The 18117-nt window shown below is 61.0% G+C and carries 22 protein-coding genes; 6 read left to right on the top strand and 16 right to left on the bottom strand.

The annotated features are described in order from the left end of the window. Positions 1–6 precede the first annotated feature (6 nt). From AC13CE_RS08180 to AC13CE_RS08165, 4 genes are all read right to left on the bottom strand, one after another. Positions 7–1200: an efflux RND transporter periplasmic adaptor subunit gene (locus tag AC13CE_RS08180; protein ID WP_482972110.1), complete on the bottom strand. Its 1194-nt coding sequence runs from the start codon at positions 1198–1200 to the stop codon at positions 7–9. 245 nt (positions 1201–1445) lie between these two features. Continuing rightward, positions 1446–1712 (bottom strand): GlsB/YeaQ/YmgE family stress response membrane protein, encoded by a 267-nt coding sequence (locus tag AC13CE_RS08175; protein ID WP_221538217.1) that lies wholly within the window; start codon positions 1710–1712, stop codon positions 1446–1448. Positions 1713–1848: 136 nt separating this feature from the next. Continuing rightward, the gene (gene sciP, locus AC13CE_RS08170; protein WP_160608664.1) at positions 1849–2148 is read right to left on the bottom strand and encodes a CtrA inhibitor SciP; all 300 of its coding nucleotides are present in this window, start codon (positions 2146–2148) and stop codon (positions 1849–1851) included. Further along, positions 2149–2442: a hypothetical protein gene (locus AC13CE_RS08165; protein ID WP_482972109.1), complete on the bottom strand. Its 294-nt coding sequence runs from the start codon at positions 2440–2442 to the stop codon at positions 2149–2151. A gap of 104 nt (positions 2443–2546) precedes the next feature. On the opposite strand from AC13CE_RS08165, the gene mnmA reads away from it, so the two are divergent. Then, positions 2547–3701 (top strand): tRNA 2-thiouridine(34) synthase MnmA, encoded by a 1155-nt coding sequence (mnmA, locus tag AC13CE_RS08160; protein ID WP_482972108.1) that lies wholly within the window; start codon positions 2547–2549, stop codon positions 3699–3701. Here mnmA and AC13CE_RS08155 read toward each other — a convergent pair. After that, entirely contained in the window at positions 3698–4036 is a 339-nt protein-coding gene (locus tag AC13CE_RS08155; protein ID WP_473820838.1) for a hypothetical protein, read from the bottom strand. The two genes, mnmA and AC13CE_RS08155, sit on opposite strands and share 4 nt — an antisense overlap. Positions 4037–4071: 35 nt before the next feature. Here AC13CE_RS08155 and AC13CE_RS08150 point away from each other — a divergent pair, with 35 nt between their 5' ends. Beyond that, positions 4072–5205: a serine hydrolase domain-containing protein gene (locus AC13CE_RS08150; RefSeq protein ID WP_482972107.1), complete on the top strand. Its 1134-nt coding sequence runs from the start codon at positions 4072–4074 to the stop codon at positions 5203–5205. Here the strand turns inward: AC13CE_RS08150 and AC13CE_RS08145 are convergent. The 3 genes from AC13CE_RS08145 to pdxH are packed head-to-tail and all read right to left on the bottom strand — an operon-like array spanning position 5184 to position 7553. Further along, the gene (locus AC13CE_RS08145; RefSeq protein WP_473822103.1) at positions 5184–5984 is read right to left on the bottom strand and encodes a PhzF family phenazine biosynthesis protein; all 801 of its coding nucleotides are present in this window, start codon (positions 5982–5984) and stop codon (positions 5184–5186) included. The two genes, AC13CE_RS08150 and AC13CE_RS08145, sit on opposite strands and share 22 nt — an antisense overlap. Beyond that, complete coding sequence (locus AC13CE_RS08140; protein ID WP_473822104.1) at positions 5984–6919, bottom strand: cation diffusion facilitator family transporter; 936 nt, start codon at positions 6917–6919, stop codon at positions 5984–5986. Before AC13CE_RS08140 ends, AC13CE_RS08145 begins: the two co-directional genes overlap by 1 nt. A 10-nt stretch (positions 6920–6929) precedes the next feature. Beyond that, positions 6930–7553: a pyridoxamine 5'-phosphate oxidase gene (gene pdxH / locus AC13CE_RS08135; RefSeq protein ID WP_482972106.1), complete on the bottom strand. Its 624-nt coding sequence runs from the start codon at positions 7551–7553 to the stop codon at positions 6930–6932. A gap of 202 nt (positions 7554–7755) precedes the next feature. Between pdxH and AC13CE_RS08130 the strand changes: the two genes are divergently transcribed. From AC13CE_RS08130 to AC13CE_RS08115, 4 genes are all read left to right on the top strand, one after another. Beyond that, positions 7756–8727 (top strand): DnaJ C-terminal domain-containing protein, encoded by a 972-nt coding sequence (locus AC13CE_RS08130; protein WP_482972105.1) that lies wholly within the window; start codon positions 7756–7758, stop codon positions 8725–8727. Positions 8728–8864: 137 nt separating this feature from the next. After that, positions 8865–9758, top strand: coding sequence for a YihY/virulence factor BrkB family protein (locus AC13CE_RS08125; RefSeq protein WP_482972104.1), 894 nt, complete (start codon positions 8865–8867; stop codon positions 9756–9758). Beyond that, positions 9755–10564, top strand: coding sequence for an enoyl-ACP reductase FabI (gene fabI / locus AC13CE_RS08120; RefSeq protein WP_482972103.1), 810 nt, complete (start codon positions 9755–9757; stop codon positions 10562–10564). Before AC13CE_RS08125 ends, fabI begins: the two co-directional genes overlap by 4 nt. Before the next feature lies 1 nt (position 10565). Next, positions 10566–11567 carry a GDP-mannose 4,6-dehydratase gene (locus tag AC13CE_RS08115; protein ID WP_482972102.1) on the top strand — a complete coding sequence of 334 codons (1002 nt, stop codon included), beginning with the start codon at positions 10566–10568 and terminating at the stop codon, positions 11565–11567. Between the two features lie 4 nt (positions 11568–11571). Here AC13CE_RS08115 and wecB read toward each other — a convergent pair whose 3' ends face one another. The 8 genes from wecB to rsfS all read right to left on the bottom strand — a co-directional run bounded on the left by wecB (position 11572) and on the right by rsfS (position 18026). After that, a complete protein-coding gene (gene wecB / locus AC13CE_RS08110; protein ID WP_482972138.1) occupies positions 11572–12678 on the bottom strand; it encodes a non-hydrolyzing UDP-N-acetylglucosamine 2-epimerase in 1107 nt (368 codons plus the stop codon). Positions 12679–12732: 54 nt separating this feature from the next. Then, a complete protein-coding gene (locus tag AC13CE_RS08105) occupies positions 12733–13329 on the bottom strand; it encodes a hypothetical protein (RefSeq protein ID WP_482972101.1) in 597 nt (198 codons plus the stop codon). A gap of 87 nt (positions 13330–13416) precedes the next feature. Beyond that, positions 13417–13944 carry a demethoxyubiquinone hydroxylase family protein gene (locus AC13CE_RS08100; RefSeq protein ID WP_221538203.1) on the bottom strand — a complete coding sequence of 176 codons (528 nt, stop codon included), beginning with the start codon at positions 13942–13944 and terminating at the stop codon, positions 13417–13419. Next, positions 13941–14426 (bottom strand): disulfide bond formation protein B, encoded by a 486-nt coding sequence (locus AC13CE_RS08095; RefSeq protein ID WP_221538202.1) that lies wholly within the window; start codon positions 14424–14426, stop codon positions 13941–13943. Before AC13CE_RS08095 ends, AC13CE_RS08100 begins: the two co-directional genes overlap by 4 nt. Before the next feature lie 16 nt (positions 14427–14442). Further along, the gene (locus AC13CE_RS08090; protein ID WP_482972137.1) at positions 14443–15783 is read right to left on the bottom strand and encodes a S41 family peptidase; all 1341 of its coding nucleotides are present in this window, start codon (positions 15781–15783) and stop codon (positions 14443–14445) included. Positions 15784–15899: 116 nt separating this feature from the next. Continuing rightward, entirely contained in the window at positions 15900–17126 is a 1227-nt protein-coding gene (locus tag AC13CE_RS08085) for a murein hydrolase activator EnvC family protein (protein WP_482972100.1), read from the bottom strand. A 33-nt stretch (positions 17127–17159) separates the two neighbouring features. Continuing rightward, positions 17160–17582: a 23S rRNA (pseudouridine(1915)-N(3))-methyltransferase RlmH gene (locus AC13CE_RS08080; protein ID WP_482972099.1), complete on the bottom strand. Its 423-nt coding sequence runs from the start codon at positions 17580–17582 to the stop codon at positions 17160–17162. A gap of 84 nt (positions 17583–17666) precedes the next feature. Then, positions 17667–18026, bottom strand: coding sequence for a ribosome silencing factor (gene rsfS, locus AC13CE_RS08075; protein ID WP_473821201.1), 360 nt, complete (start codon positions 18024–18026; stop codon positions 17667–17669). Between the last annotated feature and the right edge of the window lie 91 nt (positions 18027–18117).

Here is an 18117-nt window from a genome sequence, read left to right as displayed (position 1 = left end):
CCCCCCCTATTGCCCGGCCGGGCGCGGATTGACCGTTTCGCCCTCGGTCAGGAAGCCCCCGGCGCGCAGCACGATCTTCTCGCTGCCGGTGATGCCGCTCTCGATCACGACACCCTCGCTCGTGACCATACCGGTTCTCACTGGCGTGCGCTGGACCTTGTTCTCGGCGTCCACTACATAGACGAAACTGCCATCATCGTCCGACAGCACGGCGCTTTCGGGCAGGAGGGGAGCGGTAGTAGTGCCGCTCAGGATGCGGGCCGTGGCAAAGCCGCCGGGACGCAGGGCGGGATCATAAGAAAGCGCGATCCGCGCCGTCCCTTGCCGGTTCTGGGCATCGATGGTCGGGGCCACCTGCCATACCTGCCCGGTAAAGGTCTGTTCGGAGCCCACCGGCGTCACTTCAGCCGAAACACCGGCGCGAAGCCTGGTAAGCTGTTCCTCCCCCACCTGAGCGAGCATTTCGATCTCACCGCCCCGGGCGAGACGGAACAAGGGGCCCGAACCGGCAGAAACCGTCGCGCCGACCTCGACATTGCGTTCAAGCACCAGGCCTGCCGAGGGAGCGACGATATTGAGCCTTGCATTGCGCGCCTGCAATTCGTCGAGCTGCGCGCGCGCCACGCGGACACGGGCTACGGCAGCATCCCGCGTCGCAGTGAGGCGATCTACATCGGCTTGCGAGACGAAACCGCGCTCGACCAGTTGCAAGGAACGATCGAGATTGGACTGCGCAAGCTCCGCGTCGGCCTGCGCCACTTCGATCTGCGCAGCCGCCGCCCGGGCCTGCTGGGACTGAACCGAGCGATCGATCACGGCAAGGACCTGACCCTGCCGCACCCAGTCACCCGCTTCGACGGGGATGGAAACCACCCGGCCGCCTTCGCCCACAACACCTACCGGAGCATCGCGACGTGCAGCGAGCACACCGGTTGCCACGATCTCTCCCGCGACAGTGGTGCGCCCCGGCGAAACGACGGTGATGGCAGGTGCTTGCGAACCCGTATCCGCGGCTTCGTCTTCCGCGCCCATGGTCAGGAGAAGATACGCAGCGACTATCGCCGCGAGCACGACCAGGGCGATAACGATATAGAGACGCTTGCGACTGCGGGCTTCGCGTTCTGCGATTGCGGGCTCGCCATCGAGCGAAACGGCGACCGCTTCCCCCTTGTTGGACATGATCTCGGATTCGTACGTCATTCTGTTTGCCCCGTCTGGCAACGACTTTATTCGGCTTGGTGTATTAGTTGGCTAAATCACACAGCGCAAGTCTGCGGTTTTCCTGGTAATGCAGGCTTCGATGCGGAGCAATCTTTCCCTCGACCGGAGTAGGAGACGGGTGGACGAATGTCGGGGGGTCTTGTCCGAAACCGGTCCGGAAGATGCAAAAAGGGCGGCACAGCCAAGACTGCACCGCCCTTCATATTCAATAATGCTTTATAGCGTTACCGCACGCGACCCCGCTGGACGAGGTTTACGATGCCGAGCAGCACGATGGCGCCCACGATCGCGATGATAAACCCGGTCAGATCAAAGCTCTGAATGCTACCCTCGATGCCAAACAAAGTGCCGGCGAGGAAGTTGCCGATAAGCGCACCGACGATGCCAACCACGATATTCCAGAAAATACCCATCGACGCATCACGGTTCATAACCAGACTTGCGAGCCAGCCGGCCACACCGCCGACGATAATTGCGATAATCCAACCCATTGCAAAACCTCCTGTTATCCTCCCATCCGACCCTATGTCACCCCGAACGGATGTCAAGGTCGGTGGTTCCCCTTCTGCATAGGGACAGGGATTTAGCGGGTTTGCGAGCGTTTTGTTCCCGGGCCGGGCAAGTCGCTCAGTATTTAAACTGACGTTCGTAGAGATCGCGGTAATGCTGGATGCGCGTAACACGCAGGCCCTGCATACCCGAACGGTCGACGGCGCGCTGCCAGGATGCAAACTCTTCCAGCGTCAGCCCGTAGCGCTCGAGCACTTCATCGATGGTCAGCAGACCGCCATTGACCGCCGCGACTACCTCCGCCTTGCGGCGCACGACCCAGCGCTTCGTCGAAGGCGACGGCAAGTCCTTCAGGGTCAGCGGTTCGCCAAGCGGGCCGATCACCTGTGCAGGGCGGATGTCCTGATTTTCGATCATCTATTTCTCTCGGTCGCCTTGCACCGCACCATTTGCGGCTCGGACCTGACCTATCGCCTCAGTTTTGCCATGCGCTAAACCAGTTTGGTTAATGGCCCGTTTACTTTCTCCGCAATTTCCCTTACGTACTTCGCCAAAGGCCTCGAAACCGCCGTGGTCTCCCTTGGCGAGTTCTTCGCGCAGTTCGCGTGTTGCCGAAAGCTTCGCGACCAGTTCCGTCCAGCGGAACTGGTGCAAACCATCGCTTTCTCGAGCGTCGCGAACGGTCTTCTTGTTGATCTGCCCCTCAAACATGCGGTCGTTGATAGGCTTACATGGTAAAGTATGTGTGAATCATGTTTGGCCGCGCAGCCAGCTAAGGGCTGGAGGCGAACGGCGCGGACGTGTAAGGGGCAAGCATGCCCGAATCCCGCCTCCTCGACCCGGCAAGTGCCGCCGGGCTGTTCGACCTTGATAAGCCTGCATCCGAAAGCCGGATCGTAGTCGCTATGTCGGGGGGTGTGGATTCGTCGGTTGTGGCGGCGCTGGCAGCCAAGAGCGGGGCCGAGGTCATCGGCATTACCCTGCAGCTTTACGACTATGGAGCAGCAACAGGCCGCAAGGGCGCGTGCTGCGCCGGCGACGACATCGCCGATGCGCGCGCCGTTGCCGACCGGCTGGAAATCGCACATTACGTTTCCGACCACGAAAGCGCGTTTCGCGAGGAAGTGGTCGAAGCCTTTGCCGACGAATATCTGGCTGGTCGCACGCCCGTCCCCTGCATCCGTTGCAACATGGGACCCAAATTCACCGACCTCTTTGCCATGGCGCACGAACTTGGGGCGGATTGCCTCGCCACCGGCCATTACGTGCAGCGCATGATGGGGCCGGCCGGCGCGGAACTGCATCGCGCCACCGATCCCGCCCGCGACCAGTCCTATTTCCTCTACGCAACGACCGAGAACCAGCTCGACTACCTGCGCTTTCCCTTGGGCGGCCTGCCAAAGAGCGAGGTACGCGAATTGGCCGAAGCATCTGGTCTGCGCAATGCGGCCAAGCCCGACAGCCAGGATATCTGCTTCGTACCCGACGGCGATTATGCGAAGATCGTCAGGAAGATGCGTCCCGAAGGCGCGCGTCCGGGCGCCATCATTCACGCCTCGACCGGCGAAGAACTGGGCGAACATCGCGGCGTGATCCATTACACTGTCGGCCAGCGCCGCGGCCTGGAGATCGGCGGCCAGCCCGAGCCGCTATATGTCGTCGGCATCGACGCCGCCGAAGCGCAGGTGAAGGTTGGACCCAAGCGCATGCTGGCCGTCGAGGAAGCCAGGCTTGTCGAAACCAACCGCATCGGGCCGCTTCCCGATGTCCCCCTGACCGCCAAGGTCCGCAGCCTCGCCAAGCCCGTGCCGGTCACTCTCGAAGGGCCACTCGGCGGCGGGGCGGCGACCAGCATTCGCTTCGAAACACCCGAATATGGCGTTGCCCCCGGGCAGGCCGCGGTGATCTATGCCGGCGACCGGGTGGTCGGCGGCGGATGGATCGATTCGACCACGCGCTGCGCGGCCTAGTCTTCCCACTTCTGCAGCACGCAGCCGTAGCCCTCGCGATAGCTCGCCGTATCGGAGGCGATGAAGGGTATCGAAGCGGAAACGCTCCTCGTCGTCTCGTTCGCGCTTAGCGAAACCAGCTCCATGCCTTCCAGCTTGTCCTTGGCGCAATCTTCGAGGCTGCGGCCAGCTACGAAGCGACATGAACAGCCGACCCGCGCAGCATAGGCCGTTCCCGCCTCTCCGGTACGCGTAGCCGCTTCCCCATAGGCAAACCAGGTCGCCGCGAGCGCCACCATGACAACCAGGGCGAGCCAGAACCACCAGCGGGAGAAGAGAGAGCGTTTTTTCGCCATTGCGCGCGTTATTTCCTCATGCGAGTGACGCGGGCATGTTCCCGCGGTCGCACCCCCTTATCGCTCTTGTCCTTGCCACCACAAGCCTTGCCGCATGCGGTTCGCCCGGCCCGGCGGAAGAACCTCCGCTGAGCGAGGAAGCGCTGGCTGCAGTAACCGAAAATCCGGGCGCGCCAACCAAGGCGCTCGCGCGCGAGATCGACGATCTTTTCAGGATGGAGGGCCTCGGCGAAACACGCGCATTGATCGTGCTGCATGACGGTACGATCGCAGCCGAGCGGTACGGCGAAGGCTACGATCCAGACACGCGCTTCGTCAGCTGGTCGATGGCCAAGACGGTCACCGCGCTGATGATCGGCCAGCTCGTCGGCGATGGTTTGCTGCGGCTCGACCAGCCCGCTCCCGTCCCCCGCTGGCAGCGCAGCGGAGACCCTCGCGCGGATATTACCTTGCGGCATTTGCTGCAGATGCGCAGCGGGCTGGAGCACACCGAAGCGGGCGACCCGCCCTATGAGAGTAGCGAGGTGCGAATGCTCTTTCTCGACGGACGGGACGACATGGCGGACTATGCCACTGCCCAACCACCCGAGGCCGAGCCGGGCGAGAAGTTCGAATATTCTTCCAATACCACGGTGATTCTTGCCGATATCGCCGCGCGTGTGCTGTCCGACGCCGGGCATGCCGAGGCGCGGCGCCGTGCGGTGAAGGATTACCTGTCCGCGCGCCTGTTCGAGCCGCTCGGCGCCACTTCCATGGTTCCCGAATTCGACCGCGCAGGAACATTGATCGGCGGAAGCCTGATGCATGCCACTGCGCGCGACTGGGCGAAGCTGGGCGAACTGATGCGGCGCAAGGGCTCGCATCGGGGCGAACAGCTCGTTCCGCGAAGCTGGGTGGCCCAAATGGTCCAACCCAGTCCCGGTTCACCGCAGTACGGCCTCCAGACCTGGCTCAACCGGCCGACGGGCGATGAGGCTCACCCGCTGTTCCCCGATCGCGCGCCGCACTCGGCCTTTTCGATGATCGGTCATATGGGCCAATATGTGTTCGTTTCACCGGAACAGGGGCTGACCGTGGTGCGCCTCGGTCATTCCAATACCGAAGAACGCAAAGCCATGCTGCAGCAACTGGCCGATATTGTGGAACTTTACCCGGCCGAGGGCAGATAGAAGCTTCCCTCGACCACGGTGACACAGTTCCCGCCCAGAACCGCCTTGTCGCCTTCGCGGCGGCATCGCGCGTGACCGCCCCGCGTCGATGCCTGATAGGCACTGAAGCTTCCGCGCCCCAGCCGTTCGGTCCAGAAATGGGTGAGACAGGCATGGGCAGACCCGGTGAAGCTGTCCTCGTCCACTCCGCCCCCGGGGACAAAGACACGGCTGACGATATCGGTATCCGAGCCAGGCGCAGTACAAATGAACTGGTCGTTCCCGAGCGCCGCGAGACCTTTCAGGTCCGGGTCGAGCGCGCGCACCTCGTCTTCGGTTCTGTAAAGGTAGATGCCGTATCCGTCGGGATTGAGCCAGACCTCTTCCGGCTCCGAACGAAGTAGCGCCACGGCCTCGCTCCATTCGCCCTGGATGGTAGGGATGAGCGGAAGAGCCAGTTCGTACCCTGCATCGCACCGCCTCACCTCGAGGTTGCCCGCCTTGCAGGTGCGGAAGGTGACCCGCTCGCCCCCGTCCCGCTCCAGCAGGACATGTCCGCTTGCCAGGGTCGCATGGCCGCACAGGCGCACTTCTTCCGTTGGCGTGAACCAGCGTAGCTCCCAATCAGCCTCACCCGTCTGATCCTTCGCAAGAAAGGCGGTTTCGGCGAAGTTGTTTTCTTCCGCAATGGCTTGCAGCGTGGCACCGTCCAGCCAGCTCTCCAGCGGCATCACCGCCGCCTGGTTCCCGGTAAAGGGCCGCGAGGCAAAGGCATCGACATGGGTATAGGGCAGCTTCATCAGTCTTCCGGATCCAGTTTGGCGAACTCGTTTTCCTCGACGAGCGGGTTGCCGGGCTCATCCACATGGCCTTTCGGATCGATGTGGATCAAGAGCTCCATGGCAGGGAAGCGGCGGCACAGGTCTTTCTCGACACGCTCGATGATATCGTGCGCCTGCCCGACGGTCATGCTGCCCGGCAGGTCGACATGGAACTGCACGAAGTCGCGGTTGCCGCTGGTGCGCGTGCGCAGGTCATGAAGGTTGGATAGCTCGGGGTGTTCGGCAGCGGCCTCCACAAAAGCGAGACGCTTCTCTTCTGGCCATTCGCGGTCCATCAGATCGTCGACCGCTTCGCGCGCTGCGTTGAATGCCCCCCAGCCCAGCCAGGCGGCGATGGCAAGACCGAATAGCGGATCGGCCAGGCCAAATCCGGCATATTGATCAAGCATCAAGGCCGCGATGACTGCCACGTTGAGCAACAGGTCCGACTTGTAATGCAGATGGTCGGTCTGAATTGCGAGACTGCGCGTCCGGCGCATAACATGCCGCTGCCAGCCGAGCAGCGCAAAGGTGAGCACAATCGCAACAACCGAAACCGCAATTCCTTCCTCGGCAGCGGCAGTCTGGCCACCTTGAGCCAACTGACTGATCGCCTGCACTGCAATCCCGAAGGCGGACAACGCGATCAGCATCACCTGGAAGATTGCCGCCAAAGCTTCGGCCTTGCCGTGGCCGAAGCGGTGGTCCTCATCGGCCGGCATGGAAGCGATCCAAACGCCGGTGAGGGTGGCGATGCTGGCAATCAGGTCGAGCGTCGAATCGGCCAGGCTGCCGAGCATGGCGGTTGAACCGGTGCGCCAGCTCGCCCAGCTTTTCAGGGCGACGAGGATTACCGCGACCGTGATCGAGGCTATAGCCGCAGAGCGGGCGAGACGGGTGCGTTGGTCGGTCATGGCCGGATCTTCACGGATAGAGTAGCGTGTTCGACCACGTGCCATCCGGACCTTCGCGGGTGAATTGCCTGCGGTCGTGAAGACGGAACTCGCGGTCGCGCCAGAATTCGATCGTGTGCGGGGTCAGCAAGTAACCCGTCCAATGCTGGGGACGCGGAATATCGCCTTCGGGATATCGCTTCTCCAGCGCTGCAACCCGCTCGAGATAAAGCTGGCGATCGGGAAGCGGACGTGACTGGTCGCTAGCCGCGGATCCGATCTGGGATGCGCGCGGGCGCGAATGGAAATAGCTGTCGGCCTGTTCCTCGCTCACCTCCGCAAGCATGCCCTCTATGCGGATCTGGCGGCGCAGACTTTTCCAGTGGAACAGCAAGGCCGCCTGCATATTCGCGCGGATTTCTTCGCCCTTACGGCTTTCGGCATTGGTGTAGAAAACGAAACCTCCACCTCCACCCCATTGGCTACCGTGGCCCTTCAAAAGGACCATACGAACCGAGGGTCGTCCGTCGGGAGTCGCGGTTGCCAGTGCCATGGCGTTCGGATCGTTCGGTTCGGCCTTCCTGGCCTCGGCGAACCAGGTTTCGAATAGCGTGAAGGGATCCGTGACCGGAATTGCGCTTTCAGCCTCATTCATCGCCCGCTCCTGCAGAATGGAACACCTGGTATGCTGCCCAGAGACAAAAACACAGCCCAGGCGATTTCATGCGCGAAAGCCGGAACTTCGGCGGATTTCGGGGGATTGGGCATAAACATGACCGGCATTCCTAACCCTGCTGACAATCGTATGAAAGGCTCTCTGCTTGCGCGCGTGAAGCGTCGCAACTAGCTAACACACCATGGCAGACCCATATTCCACCCTCGGTATAACGCGTAGCGCGAGCGAAAAGGACATCAAGAGCGCCTATCGCAAGCTGGCAAAGGAACTGCATCCCGACCGCAACAAGGACAATCCCAAAGCGGCCGAGAAGTTTTCGGACATCACAAAGGCCTACGACCTTTTGTCCGACAAGGACAAGCGCGCCCAGTTCGATCGCGGCGAGATAGATATGGAAGGCAATCCGGCCAATCCCTTCGCCGGGATGGGCGGTAACTCGCGTGGCGGCTTCAGTGGAAGTGCGGGAGGTCAGCGAGGTTTCCGGGCAGAAGATTTCCAAGGTTTCGGCAACGAGCAAGTCGATCTCGGCGACATCTTCGAAGGGCTGTTCGGTGGCGGTCGTGCGCGCGGAACCGCCCGTCCCGGCGGGATGGGCGGCGATCCGTTCGGCGGTCGTCACGCCCCTCCCCCCAGAAAAGGTGCGGATATCGGTTACACCCTGCGCGTCCCGTTCGTGGATGCGGCAACCCTCAAGGACCAGCGCATCACTCTGGCCGACGGCAAAACCATCGATCTCAAGCTTCCCAAGGGGCTGGAAGACGGAACGCAGATGCGGCTCAAGGGGAAGGGGCAGCAGGGGCCGGGGGGCGCCGGCGACGGATTGGTGACGATCAAGGTCGACAGGCACAAGCTCTTCGCGCGGGACGGCTCCGATGTGCGCTGCGATCTACCGATCACGCTCGACGAGGCAGTGAACGGCGGGAAGGTGCGCGTCCCGACGGTCGATGGACCGGTGATGATGACGATCAAGCCTGGAACCGATGGCGGAACCGTTCTTCGCCTGAAAGGCAAGGGATTCACCAAGAAGGATGGTAGCCGCGGAGACCAGCTCGTCACGCTCGAAATTCAGCTTCCGCAAGACCTCGCCGATCTTGCCAAGCGGCTCGAGGGATGGAAGGACGAAAGCAACCCGCGAGCCGATCTCGGAGCGTAAGCCTGTACGAATCCGATCCTCCAGAACCGAAGGAGCGCCAGATCCGGTCGCTCTCTCCTGAGGCGCGCCGGAAACAGGCACAGCACCTGCGCGGGCGGATCAAGAAGCACGTCGGTCCGGGAACTCGCGTCTGGGAAGTGGCCAAGCGAACCCTGGTCGGCACCTATAACGACGGTTTCATCCATGCCGGCAATCTTGCCTATCTGGCAATGCTGTCGATCTTCCCCTTCTTCATCCTCGGCGCTGCGATCTTTTCCGCCATAGGCGAGGAAAGCGAGCGTGCGGCGACGATCAACGCAGTACTTTTTGCCCTGCCCCCGGTGGTCGGCAACGTCATCGAGCCCGTTGCGCGGGATGTAATCCAGGCACGTAGCGGGTGGTTGCTGTGGGCGGGTGCTTTCGTCGCGCTGTGGACCGTGGGAAGTCTCGTCGAGACCATTCGGGATATACTCCGCCGTGCCTACGGAACCGAGGCCACAGAGGCGTTCTGGAAATACCGATTGTTCTCGACCGGGGTGATCCTTGGCGCGGTGCTGCTGCTCATGCTCAGCCTGATGGCCCAGTTCGTGATCGGCGCAGCGCAGGAGATCATCGAGGCCTATTTCCCCGACCTGGTTGACAGGGTACTCGAACTGCAACTTTCGCGCATTGTCCCCGCACTGGGCCTGTTCGGCTCTCTCTATCTCATCTTCTACACCCTTACTCCATCCGAATATCGCCGGCGGCGCTATCCCAAATGGCCGGGAGTGCTGCTGACGACTCTTTGGTGGATCGCCGTAACCACCATCATGCCGGCAGTGCTGACCAGCTTCTTCGCTTATGATCTGACCTATGGCGGACTGGCCGGTGTGATGGTCGCACTGTTCTTTTTCTGGCTTGTCGGCCTCGGTGTGGTTATCGGCGCGGAACTCAACGCTGCACTTGCGGAAACGCCCGAAGAAGAAATGAACCTGATCGGACAGGCGGACGAGGGGCGCAGGGTCGAACTCGCGAAGGAAATGCAGGAAGAGCAGGAAGGAAACGTGGAATGACCGGTCTTATGGAGGGCAAGCGCGGCCTCATCATGGGTCTGGCCAACGACAAGTCGCTGGCCTGGGGTATCGCCAAGAAGCTGCACGAACACGGGGCAGAAATGGCATTTTCCTATCAGGGCGAAGCGCTGAAAAAGCGCGTTGGACCGCTGGCAGAGCAGCTTGGCAGCGACTTTATCTTCGAGTGCGATGTTTCGGACATGGAAGCGCTTGATCGCGCATTCGACACGCTGAAACAGCGCTGGAACACGATCGATTTCGTGGTTCACGCCATCGGCTTTTCGGACAAGAGCGAACTACGCGGGAAATACGTCGATACCAGTCTCGACAATTTCCTGATGACGATGAACATCTCCGCTTACTCGCTGGTCGCAGTCGCCAAGCGGGCGCGCGAGATGATGACCGATGGCGGTAGCATCCTTACGCTGACCTACTACGGCGCGGAAAAAGTCATCCCGCATTACAACGTCATGGGCGTTGCCAAGGCGGCGCTGGAGACGAGCGTGCAGTATCTCGCCAACGATCTCGGCCCCGAGAACATCCGGGTGAACGCGATCAGCGCCGGTCCGATCAAGACATTGGCCGCGAGCGGGATCGGCGACTTCCGTTATATCCTCAAGTGGAACGAGTATAACTCGCCGCTCCGCCGGAACGTCACAATCGAGGACGTGGGTGGCTCCGGCCTATACCTCCTTTCCGACCTATCTTCGGGTGTGACGGGCGAGACACATCACGTCGATGCCGGCTATCACGTTGTAGGCATGAAACAGGAAGACGCGCCCGACATCACGATCGAGAAGAACTGATATGGCAAGAGTACTCGTCACCGGAGCGGCAGGCTTCATCGGCGCGGCCGTGGCCGAACGCCTATGCGCGCGAGGTGACGAGGTTCTGGGTATCGACAGTCTCAACGAGTATTATCCGGTCTCGCTGAAGAAAGATCGCCTCGCGAATGTAGAGGCGGGTGCGCAGGGACGATTTGCCTTCAAGCATATCGACTTTTCCGACTGGGAGATGCTCTCAGCAGCGCTTGAAGGCAAGGCTTTCGACAGCATCGTCCATCTCGGCGCGCAGGCCGGTGTACGCTATAGCCTCGAAAACCCTCGCGCCTATGTCGAAGCCAACCTGATGGGCCATCTCAACCTGCTCGAGGTGGCACGGCACCGCACGATCGGCCATATGGTCTATGCCAGTTCTTCGAGCGTCTATGGTGGCAACGAAACGCTGCCTTTCGCGGTGGAAGACCGCACCGACCATCCCGTCTCGCTCTACGCAGCGACGAAGCGCGCCGACGAACTCATGAGCGAGACTTACGCCCATCTCTATCGCATTCCGCTCACAGGCCTGCGCTTCTTTACCGTCTACGGACCTTGGGGCCGTCCGGACATGGCGCTTTGGCTTTTCACCGATGCAATCCTTGCCGGACGAGCCATACAGGTCTTCAACAACGGCGAAATGTGGCGCGACTTCACCTTTATCGACGACATCGTGAACGGCGTAGTCGCCTGCCTCGATAGCCCGCCGGCCGATGATGGCACGGAAAAGGCAGGTGGAAGCGTCAAATCCCACGCACTTTACAACATCGGTAATCACCGCAGTGAAAAACTGACTCGCGTCATCGAACTGATCGAAGGGGCTTGTGGCAGGAAGGCGGAGATAGAGTTCCTCCCGATGCAGTCGGGCGACGTCGAGAAGACTTATGCCGACATCGACGCTATCCAGCGCGACATCGGCTACCAACCGACGACGTCAATCGAACAGGGCATTCCCCGCTTCGTTGAGTGGTACCGCAAGTACCATAGGCTTTAGGCGCCTAACCTGCTGCCAGCAGATCGCAAATACGCTGCGATGAATGACCATCACCGAAAGGATTATGCGCGCGGGCCATGAGGGCATAGGCCTCATGGTCGTCGAGCAGGTGCTCGGTCTCGCGCACAATCGTCTCCGTGTCGGTTCCAACCAGCTTGGCGGTCCCCGCCTCGACACCTTCCGGACGTTCGGTGGTCTCGCGCATAACCAGCACAGGCTTGCCTAGGGCGGGCGCCTCCTCCTGCACTCCACCACTGTCGGTGAGCATCAGATGGCTGATATCCAGCAGACGCGCGAAGTGGGGATAATCGAGCGGTTCGATCAGGGCGACGTTTCCGAGACCTTCGAGCTGCTCGTTCATCACCGCACGTACATTCGGGTTCATGTGGACAGGGAAAATAACCGCGATGTCATCGCGTGAGGCAATACGCTTAACCGCATTAGCAATATTCTGCATCCCTTCGCCGAAATTTTCGCGCCTGTGGCTGGTTATTCCAATGATACGTTTGCCAGCAAACCGCTTTTCGAGGTCAGCAAGGCCCGAGGCGAGCGAGGGTTGAGCCTCGATCCGCCCGGTTACCCATTTGAGCGCATCGATCACCGTATTGCCGGTGACATGCACGCAGGCCGGATCGACATTCTCTTTCAACAACGCGTCTGCGCTGGTCTGCGTCGGTGTGCAGTGAAGCCTGGCGAAAGTACCCACCACGCGGCGGTTCACTTCTTCGGGCCAGGGTTGGTAGATGTCGCCGCTACGCAGCCCCGCCTCGATATGGCAGACGGGAATCTTCCTGTAATAGGCCGCGATCGCACCGGCCATTACCGTGGTGGTATCGCCCTGCACCACGACCCAATCGGGCTTTTCCTCATCCAGCACCTTGCCGATACCGGTGAGCGCCCGCGCAGTCAGTTCGTCGAGCGTCTGACCTTCGGTCATCAGGTCGAGATCGTGGTCTGGGCGAATATCGGCAATCGCGAGCACTTGATCGAGCATCGAACGATGCTGTGCAGAAACGCATACGCGACTATCGAAGCGACTATCCGCCTCCAAAGCATGGATCAGGGGAAATAGTTTGATCGCTTCGGGTCGGGTACCGAAGATCGTAAGAATGCGGGCTTGCTCACCCCGATGATCTAACCAGAAACCTTTACGAAATAAAGATAATCAACCTTCCGGATCGCCTGCAACCAATTCTGCATCGCTCGCTTCAGGCCGAGGAAGAGGTTCTTCTTCGGGCGTCGCGGTTGCGCGTTCCCGCTCGAGGCGCTCCATATATTCGCGCTCGATCATTTCGACCTCTTCCTGCGTGCGCTCGGCGTCTTCGTCGATCGTCGATAGCCGTTCAGCGCGCGCGGCCGCGATCACTTCACTGAAGCGCACGGCGGAAGAATTTTCCTTGTCGGCATAAGCCTTGGCAATCATTTCCTGCGTGCAACCGGTGAAACCGCCAGCACCCGCGGGCGAGCAGGACATAATGCCGAAATCGCCGACCATTTCCAGTCGCTCCACGCGGTTCATCCAGGCTTCGGCCTGCGGTCCGTCGGTAAATCGCTGCGATTCGGGTATGCGATAGCGCTCGCTTTCCGCCTGTCGCGCACAAACCACGATTATACCATCATCGCCTTGCGGGCATTCATCATCTCCATAGACGATGACCATGTTGTAACTTTCATCGCCCGTTTCGACCGGCGTCTGCGCATTGGATGGTCCTGCGAATGCAGCGGCAGAGAAAGCTACTAAGGCAAGCAGGGGTTTGGTCATAATGGCCTCTTGTGAGCGGTAGCGGTTAGTAGGCGCCTGAACGCGTGAACTATCTATGAAGCGAGTGAAAGACACCTGCCGTTCCCGTCAGATTCTCTCGGAAATTCTGATGGCCGCCCGGCAACCCAGGCGAATCAGTCCCGACAGGATGGGATATGCAGGTGCGCGCTCTGCGCCTGCGGCCAGTGCCGCATCGCGGTGCTCACGCTCGTCTTCGCGGAACTCCTCGATCATGGCGGCGAGTTCCGGATCTTCATTGGTTTCCTCAAGCTCGTCGAGTTGCCTGGAATAATGCCGGTCGATTTCGGTTTCGACAGCCGCAGTGCATGCCATCGCAGCTTCCGGTCCGATCAAGGCCGTCGCAGCGCCGAGTGCGAAACCCGCACGATCCCAGAAAGGCTGGAGGGCAGTGGGGCGCACCCCGCGGCGAGCCATCAAGGCATCGAATTTCGCGCGATGGCCAGCCTCCTGCTCCGCCATCCCGGCGATCTCGGCGGAGTCGGGCCCACGATCGCCCATGACGGCGAGTTGGCCAGCATAGATTCGCGTCGCCCCGAACTCTCCCGCCTGATCCACGCGTATCATCCGGGCGATATGGTCCGGTGTTTTGGTCATGATCGACCTTCCTTGCGGAGGAGATTGAATATGAACAGGCTGGTCGCCGTGGATATGAGGAAATTGAAGCCGGCAAGACTGATGCCCAGCAATGTCCACGGCGCTTCGTCGCACCGCACCACCGGTGCGTTCATGATTGCGTCGAGTGCGCTTTGTCCTTCGCCTGTCTGCGGAATGGCGGCGCAGGAGGTTACGCCTTCCCACCAACCATATTCGACACCGGCATGAAACAGGCCGATAAGTCCGGAGGTGAGCAGCCCCCCTGCCGCCAGCGCAATCCATAGCCGCTTAGGCGCGGCAAGGAAGGACAGCAGGGCGAAAGCTACGGCGGCGAAGTGAGGATAGCGCTGCCACCAACACATTTCGCACGGATAGAGATCGAAACCGTATTGCGACAGGTAAGCACCCGCGAGCAACAGCGCCGGGACTGCCAGCGCCAGTCGCTGCGCCATCCGCAGGTTCGGGCTTTCATTGATGCTCACCCTGGAGGCGCTACCTTCACTTCGTGCGCGAGGCAACCGACCGCGGACTTGTGCGGCGCAACGTCTCGACGGCGTAGTGCAACTGGAAGTCCTCGATACCCTGTGCTTCGAGTTCTTCCGCGGTTAGCTGGAACCGTGGATCGGTACGTGTATCGCTCTCCAGGTCTTCGTCCTTAATGCCCAGCTCGTTTATCAGATGGCCGCGCAAATCGCTTTCCCGCATCGTGAACTTCATGCGGCTGGCGAGATCGGGATCGGATAGCTGCGGAACCCTGATATCCGGCTTGATCCCACCCTCCTGCACCGAATGGCCGGAGGGTGTGTAATAGCGCGCCGTCGTGAGCTTGAGTGCGGCGTCGCGGCCCAAGGGGAGCAGCGACTGAACACTACCCTTGCCGAAGCTGCGTTCACCCATCACGATGGCGCGGCGATGGTCCTGCAGCGCACCTGCCACGATCTCGCTTGCCGAGGCTGAGCCGGCGTCGATCAGCACGACGATCGGCAGATCTTCCGCAATGTCTCCGCGAAAGACGGTTTCGGCGTCGTAACTTATCGATTCGCCGCGAGCCCGGCCGCGCTGCGAAACGATCTGGCCCTTCGACAGGAACAGATCGGAAAGCGCCACTGCCTCGTCCAGCGAACCGCCGGGGTTGCTGCGCATATCGAGCACGAGTCCGTTGAGGCGACCGGTGGCCTGCGTTTGCAGGTCTTTCCACGCAGCGAAAACATCGCTCCCGACATCGCGCGAAAACTCGTTGATCATGATGTGACCGATGTTGCCGTCCTGCAATTCCCAGGTGACCGGCTCCAGTTCGATCAGGCCGCGCGTGACGTCGAGGTCGAATGGCTCCTCGCGTCCGGGGCGGAATACAGTGAGTCGGATCGAGGTACCCGCCTTACCACGCATGCGCGCCACCGCTTCGTCGAGATCAAGGCCGTAGATCAGTTCGCCATCGATATGGGTAATATAGTCGCCGGCCTTGATCCCGGCTTCGTCTGCTGGACTCCCCCGGAAGGGCGAGATTACCTTTACGGCACCGTCTTCGCCGACAACAGAGAGACCAAGGCCCGAATAGTTTCCATCGATCATGGTTTCGAGCCGCTGGAGGTCGGAGCCATCAAGATAGGCCGAGTGGGGATCGAGAGCAGCAAGCATTCCGCTGATTGCGCCGTTGATGAGCACGTCATCCTCAACGGGCTCGACATAACTTGCCTTGACCCTTTGATATACTGCGAAAAGTTTCGCAAATTCCGGACCGGCGCTGCCTTCGACACGAGCAAGACCGGCAGTGGTTGCTGGTAAAAGAGCGACAGCGGTCACAAGGGCGGCCGAACGGGCCATGGCGGCAAAGTTCATCGAAACGGATCTCCAGTTTCCGAAGGCGAGTCTATCGCGCATCGCGACTGAATGAAAGATGAGCCGAAAAGTGCCGTGCGGGCGATGGAATTTCTGCGTAGTCTTTCGCTATCCGATCAACGCAGCTGGTCGAGAGGATTGACGGGTTCGCCATCATGCCTCAGTTCGAGAGTTGTGATGGGATTAATCGTAGCGGCAAGACCAAGCGGAGATCCCGCCGTAAGCTGCTGGCCGGTGTCTACGGAAAGGGCTCCCAGCCCGGTAACCAGACTGGTCCAGCCGCCTTCATGTTCGAGAATGACAATTCGCCCATAACCTTCATACTCCCCGGCGAAGCTGACCCGTCCATTGGCGGGCGCAATCACTTGCGCCCGCGGGCGTGAGAGGATGGAGATGCCGGGACGTCGACCACCATTATCGGTAGTCTCGGCGAATCCCGAAACGACACGTCCCGCGACCGGCAACAGGTAAATTTCAGGGGCATCCACTCGAGAAGCGGTTGAAGTAGCGGGGGTTGGTGGTAGCGAAGCCGAACCCGGGCGTGCCGGGCGAACAAGCGGACCGTCGAGTTTGGCAAGGCGCAGACGCAGGGCCGCCGATTGATCGAGCCTTGATATTAACGCATCAAGATCGCGCGCCTCTTCCGCCAACTCGATTGCGAGTGCCGCTTCGCGATTCGCCCCTCCCGCCGCCTGCCTGGCGAGTACACGTTCCTTCTCAGCCAAGGCGAGCATATCGCTCCGGCGCCGGTCGAGCGTTTGTTCTGCGCGGCGTCGGTCAGCCAGGAAGCCGCGACTTTCCGTTTCCAGGCGACGTGCTCGCTCAAGGTCGCCGCGCAATCCGGCGGTACGCTGCTGCACAATGGGTATAGCGCTTGCGAGAACGACGCGAGTATGGACGACGTCACGCAGCGACCCCGGCTGTAGCGCAGCGAGCGCGAGCGGCCGACGCGCCATCGTCTGAAGCGCGGCGGTGAGCTGCGCGAGTGGCTCGCGACGCTGAGAGAGATCATACGAAAGTGTACGTCGTTCACGCTCGACAATCGCGAGTTCGGCTTCAGCGGCAGCGATACGCGCTTCTGCCTGCTGCACCCGAGCGGCAAGAGCAGCTGCGGCGGCTCGCGCCTTTCTCGAGGCTTCGCTGGAACGTCGGGCTTCGGCCTCGAGACGTTCGGCTCGCTGGCGTGCGCTACGCTGCTGGACTCGCGCGATTTCGAGAGCCTCCCGTGCAGCTGATGAACGGGTCGAAGCTGAGAATTGTTGTGCGGTCAGCGGCGCAAGGCCCTGCAACCCAACGATAATCGTCAGAGAGGCAGCAACGATAAGAGCAGCAGTGCGGTTCATGACGTCAGGCTTTCCTGCTGGCGTGATGCCCGATTATCCGCTCCGATGGTAGGGGTGACCGGCGATGATCGTAGTTGCTCGGTAAAGCTGCTCGGCCAACATGGCGCGCGCAAGCAGGTGCGGCCAGGTCGCCTTGCCGAAGGCGAGCAGCAGGTCGGCATCGTGCCGGTCTTCCTGCGAATGCCCGTCCGCAGCGCCCAGGATAAAGCGACACTCGCGCATCCCGTCGTCGCGCCAGCGCTCAAGGGTTCCAGCCAGCTTCTCGGAGGAAAAATCCTGGCCGCGCTCGTCCAGAAGCACGGTTTTGTAGGGCGTCTGCGGTTCGGGTATGCGCCCTCCGCTGTCGGGGAGTTCGGTGAATTTCATCGGCCAGGCCAGGCGCTTCTCGTAGCGCGCTACCAGATCGGCCTCGGGTGATCGAGCAATCTTGCCGCGAGCGATGACATGAAGAAGCATATTCAGACCTGGACCGGATACGGAAGCGGTACGTAAGTGCGTTACTTGGCGTCGATAACACCCGAGGCAGCTCACGCAGAAGCGCTACGCCGTACCGGCCACTGGCGGTGCGTCGCCGAACGCCCACATCCGTTCCAGATTATAGAAGCTTCGCACTTCGGGCCGGAACAGGTGAACGACGATATCGCCGGCGTCGAGCAGCACCCAGTCTGCCGCGGGAAGCCCTTCGAGCTTTACCGGGCCGTACCCGCTCTGCTTGAGCTTTTCAGCGAGCTTCTGGGCAATCGAGGCAACCTGCCTCGTCGACCGGCCCGATGCGATCACCATATGATCGGCAATGGAGCTCTTTCCTGCAAGGTCGATGGTAACGACATCCTGCGCCTGATCGTCATCGAGCTGTCCGAGTACAAAGCCGAGCAATTCGTCTTTCGCCGATTCAGTCATACGAACGACCTTGGTCGTGGCGGTCCCGGAAACAGCCGGATCTGTATGCGCCTGAGTCATAGGCGATTGTATTACTCCTGATTGTATAAGC

The sequence above is a fragment of the Qipengyuania sp. B-5 genome (assembly GCF_056857815.1).
The sequence above is the reverse complement of the archived record's forward strand: the minus strand, read 5'-3'. Positions and strand labels throughout refer to the sequence as shown.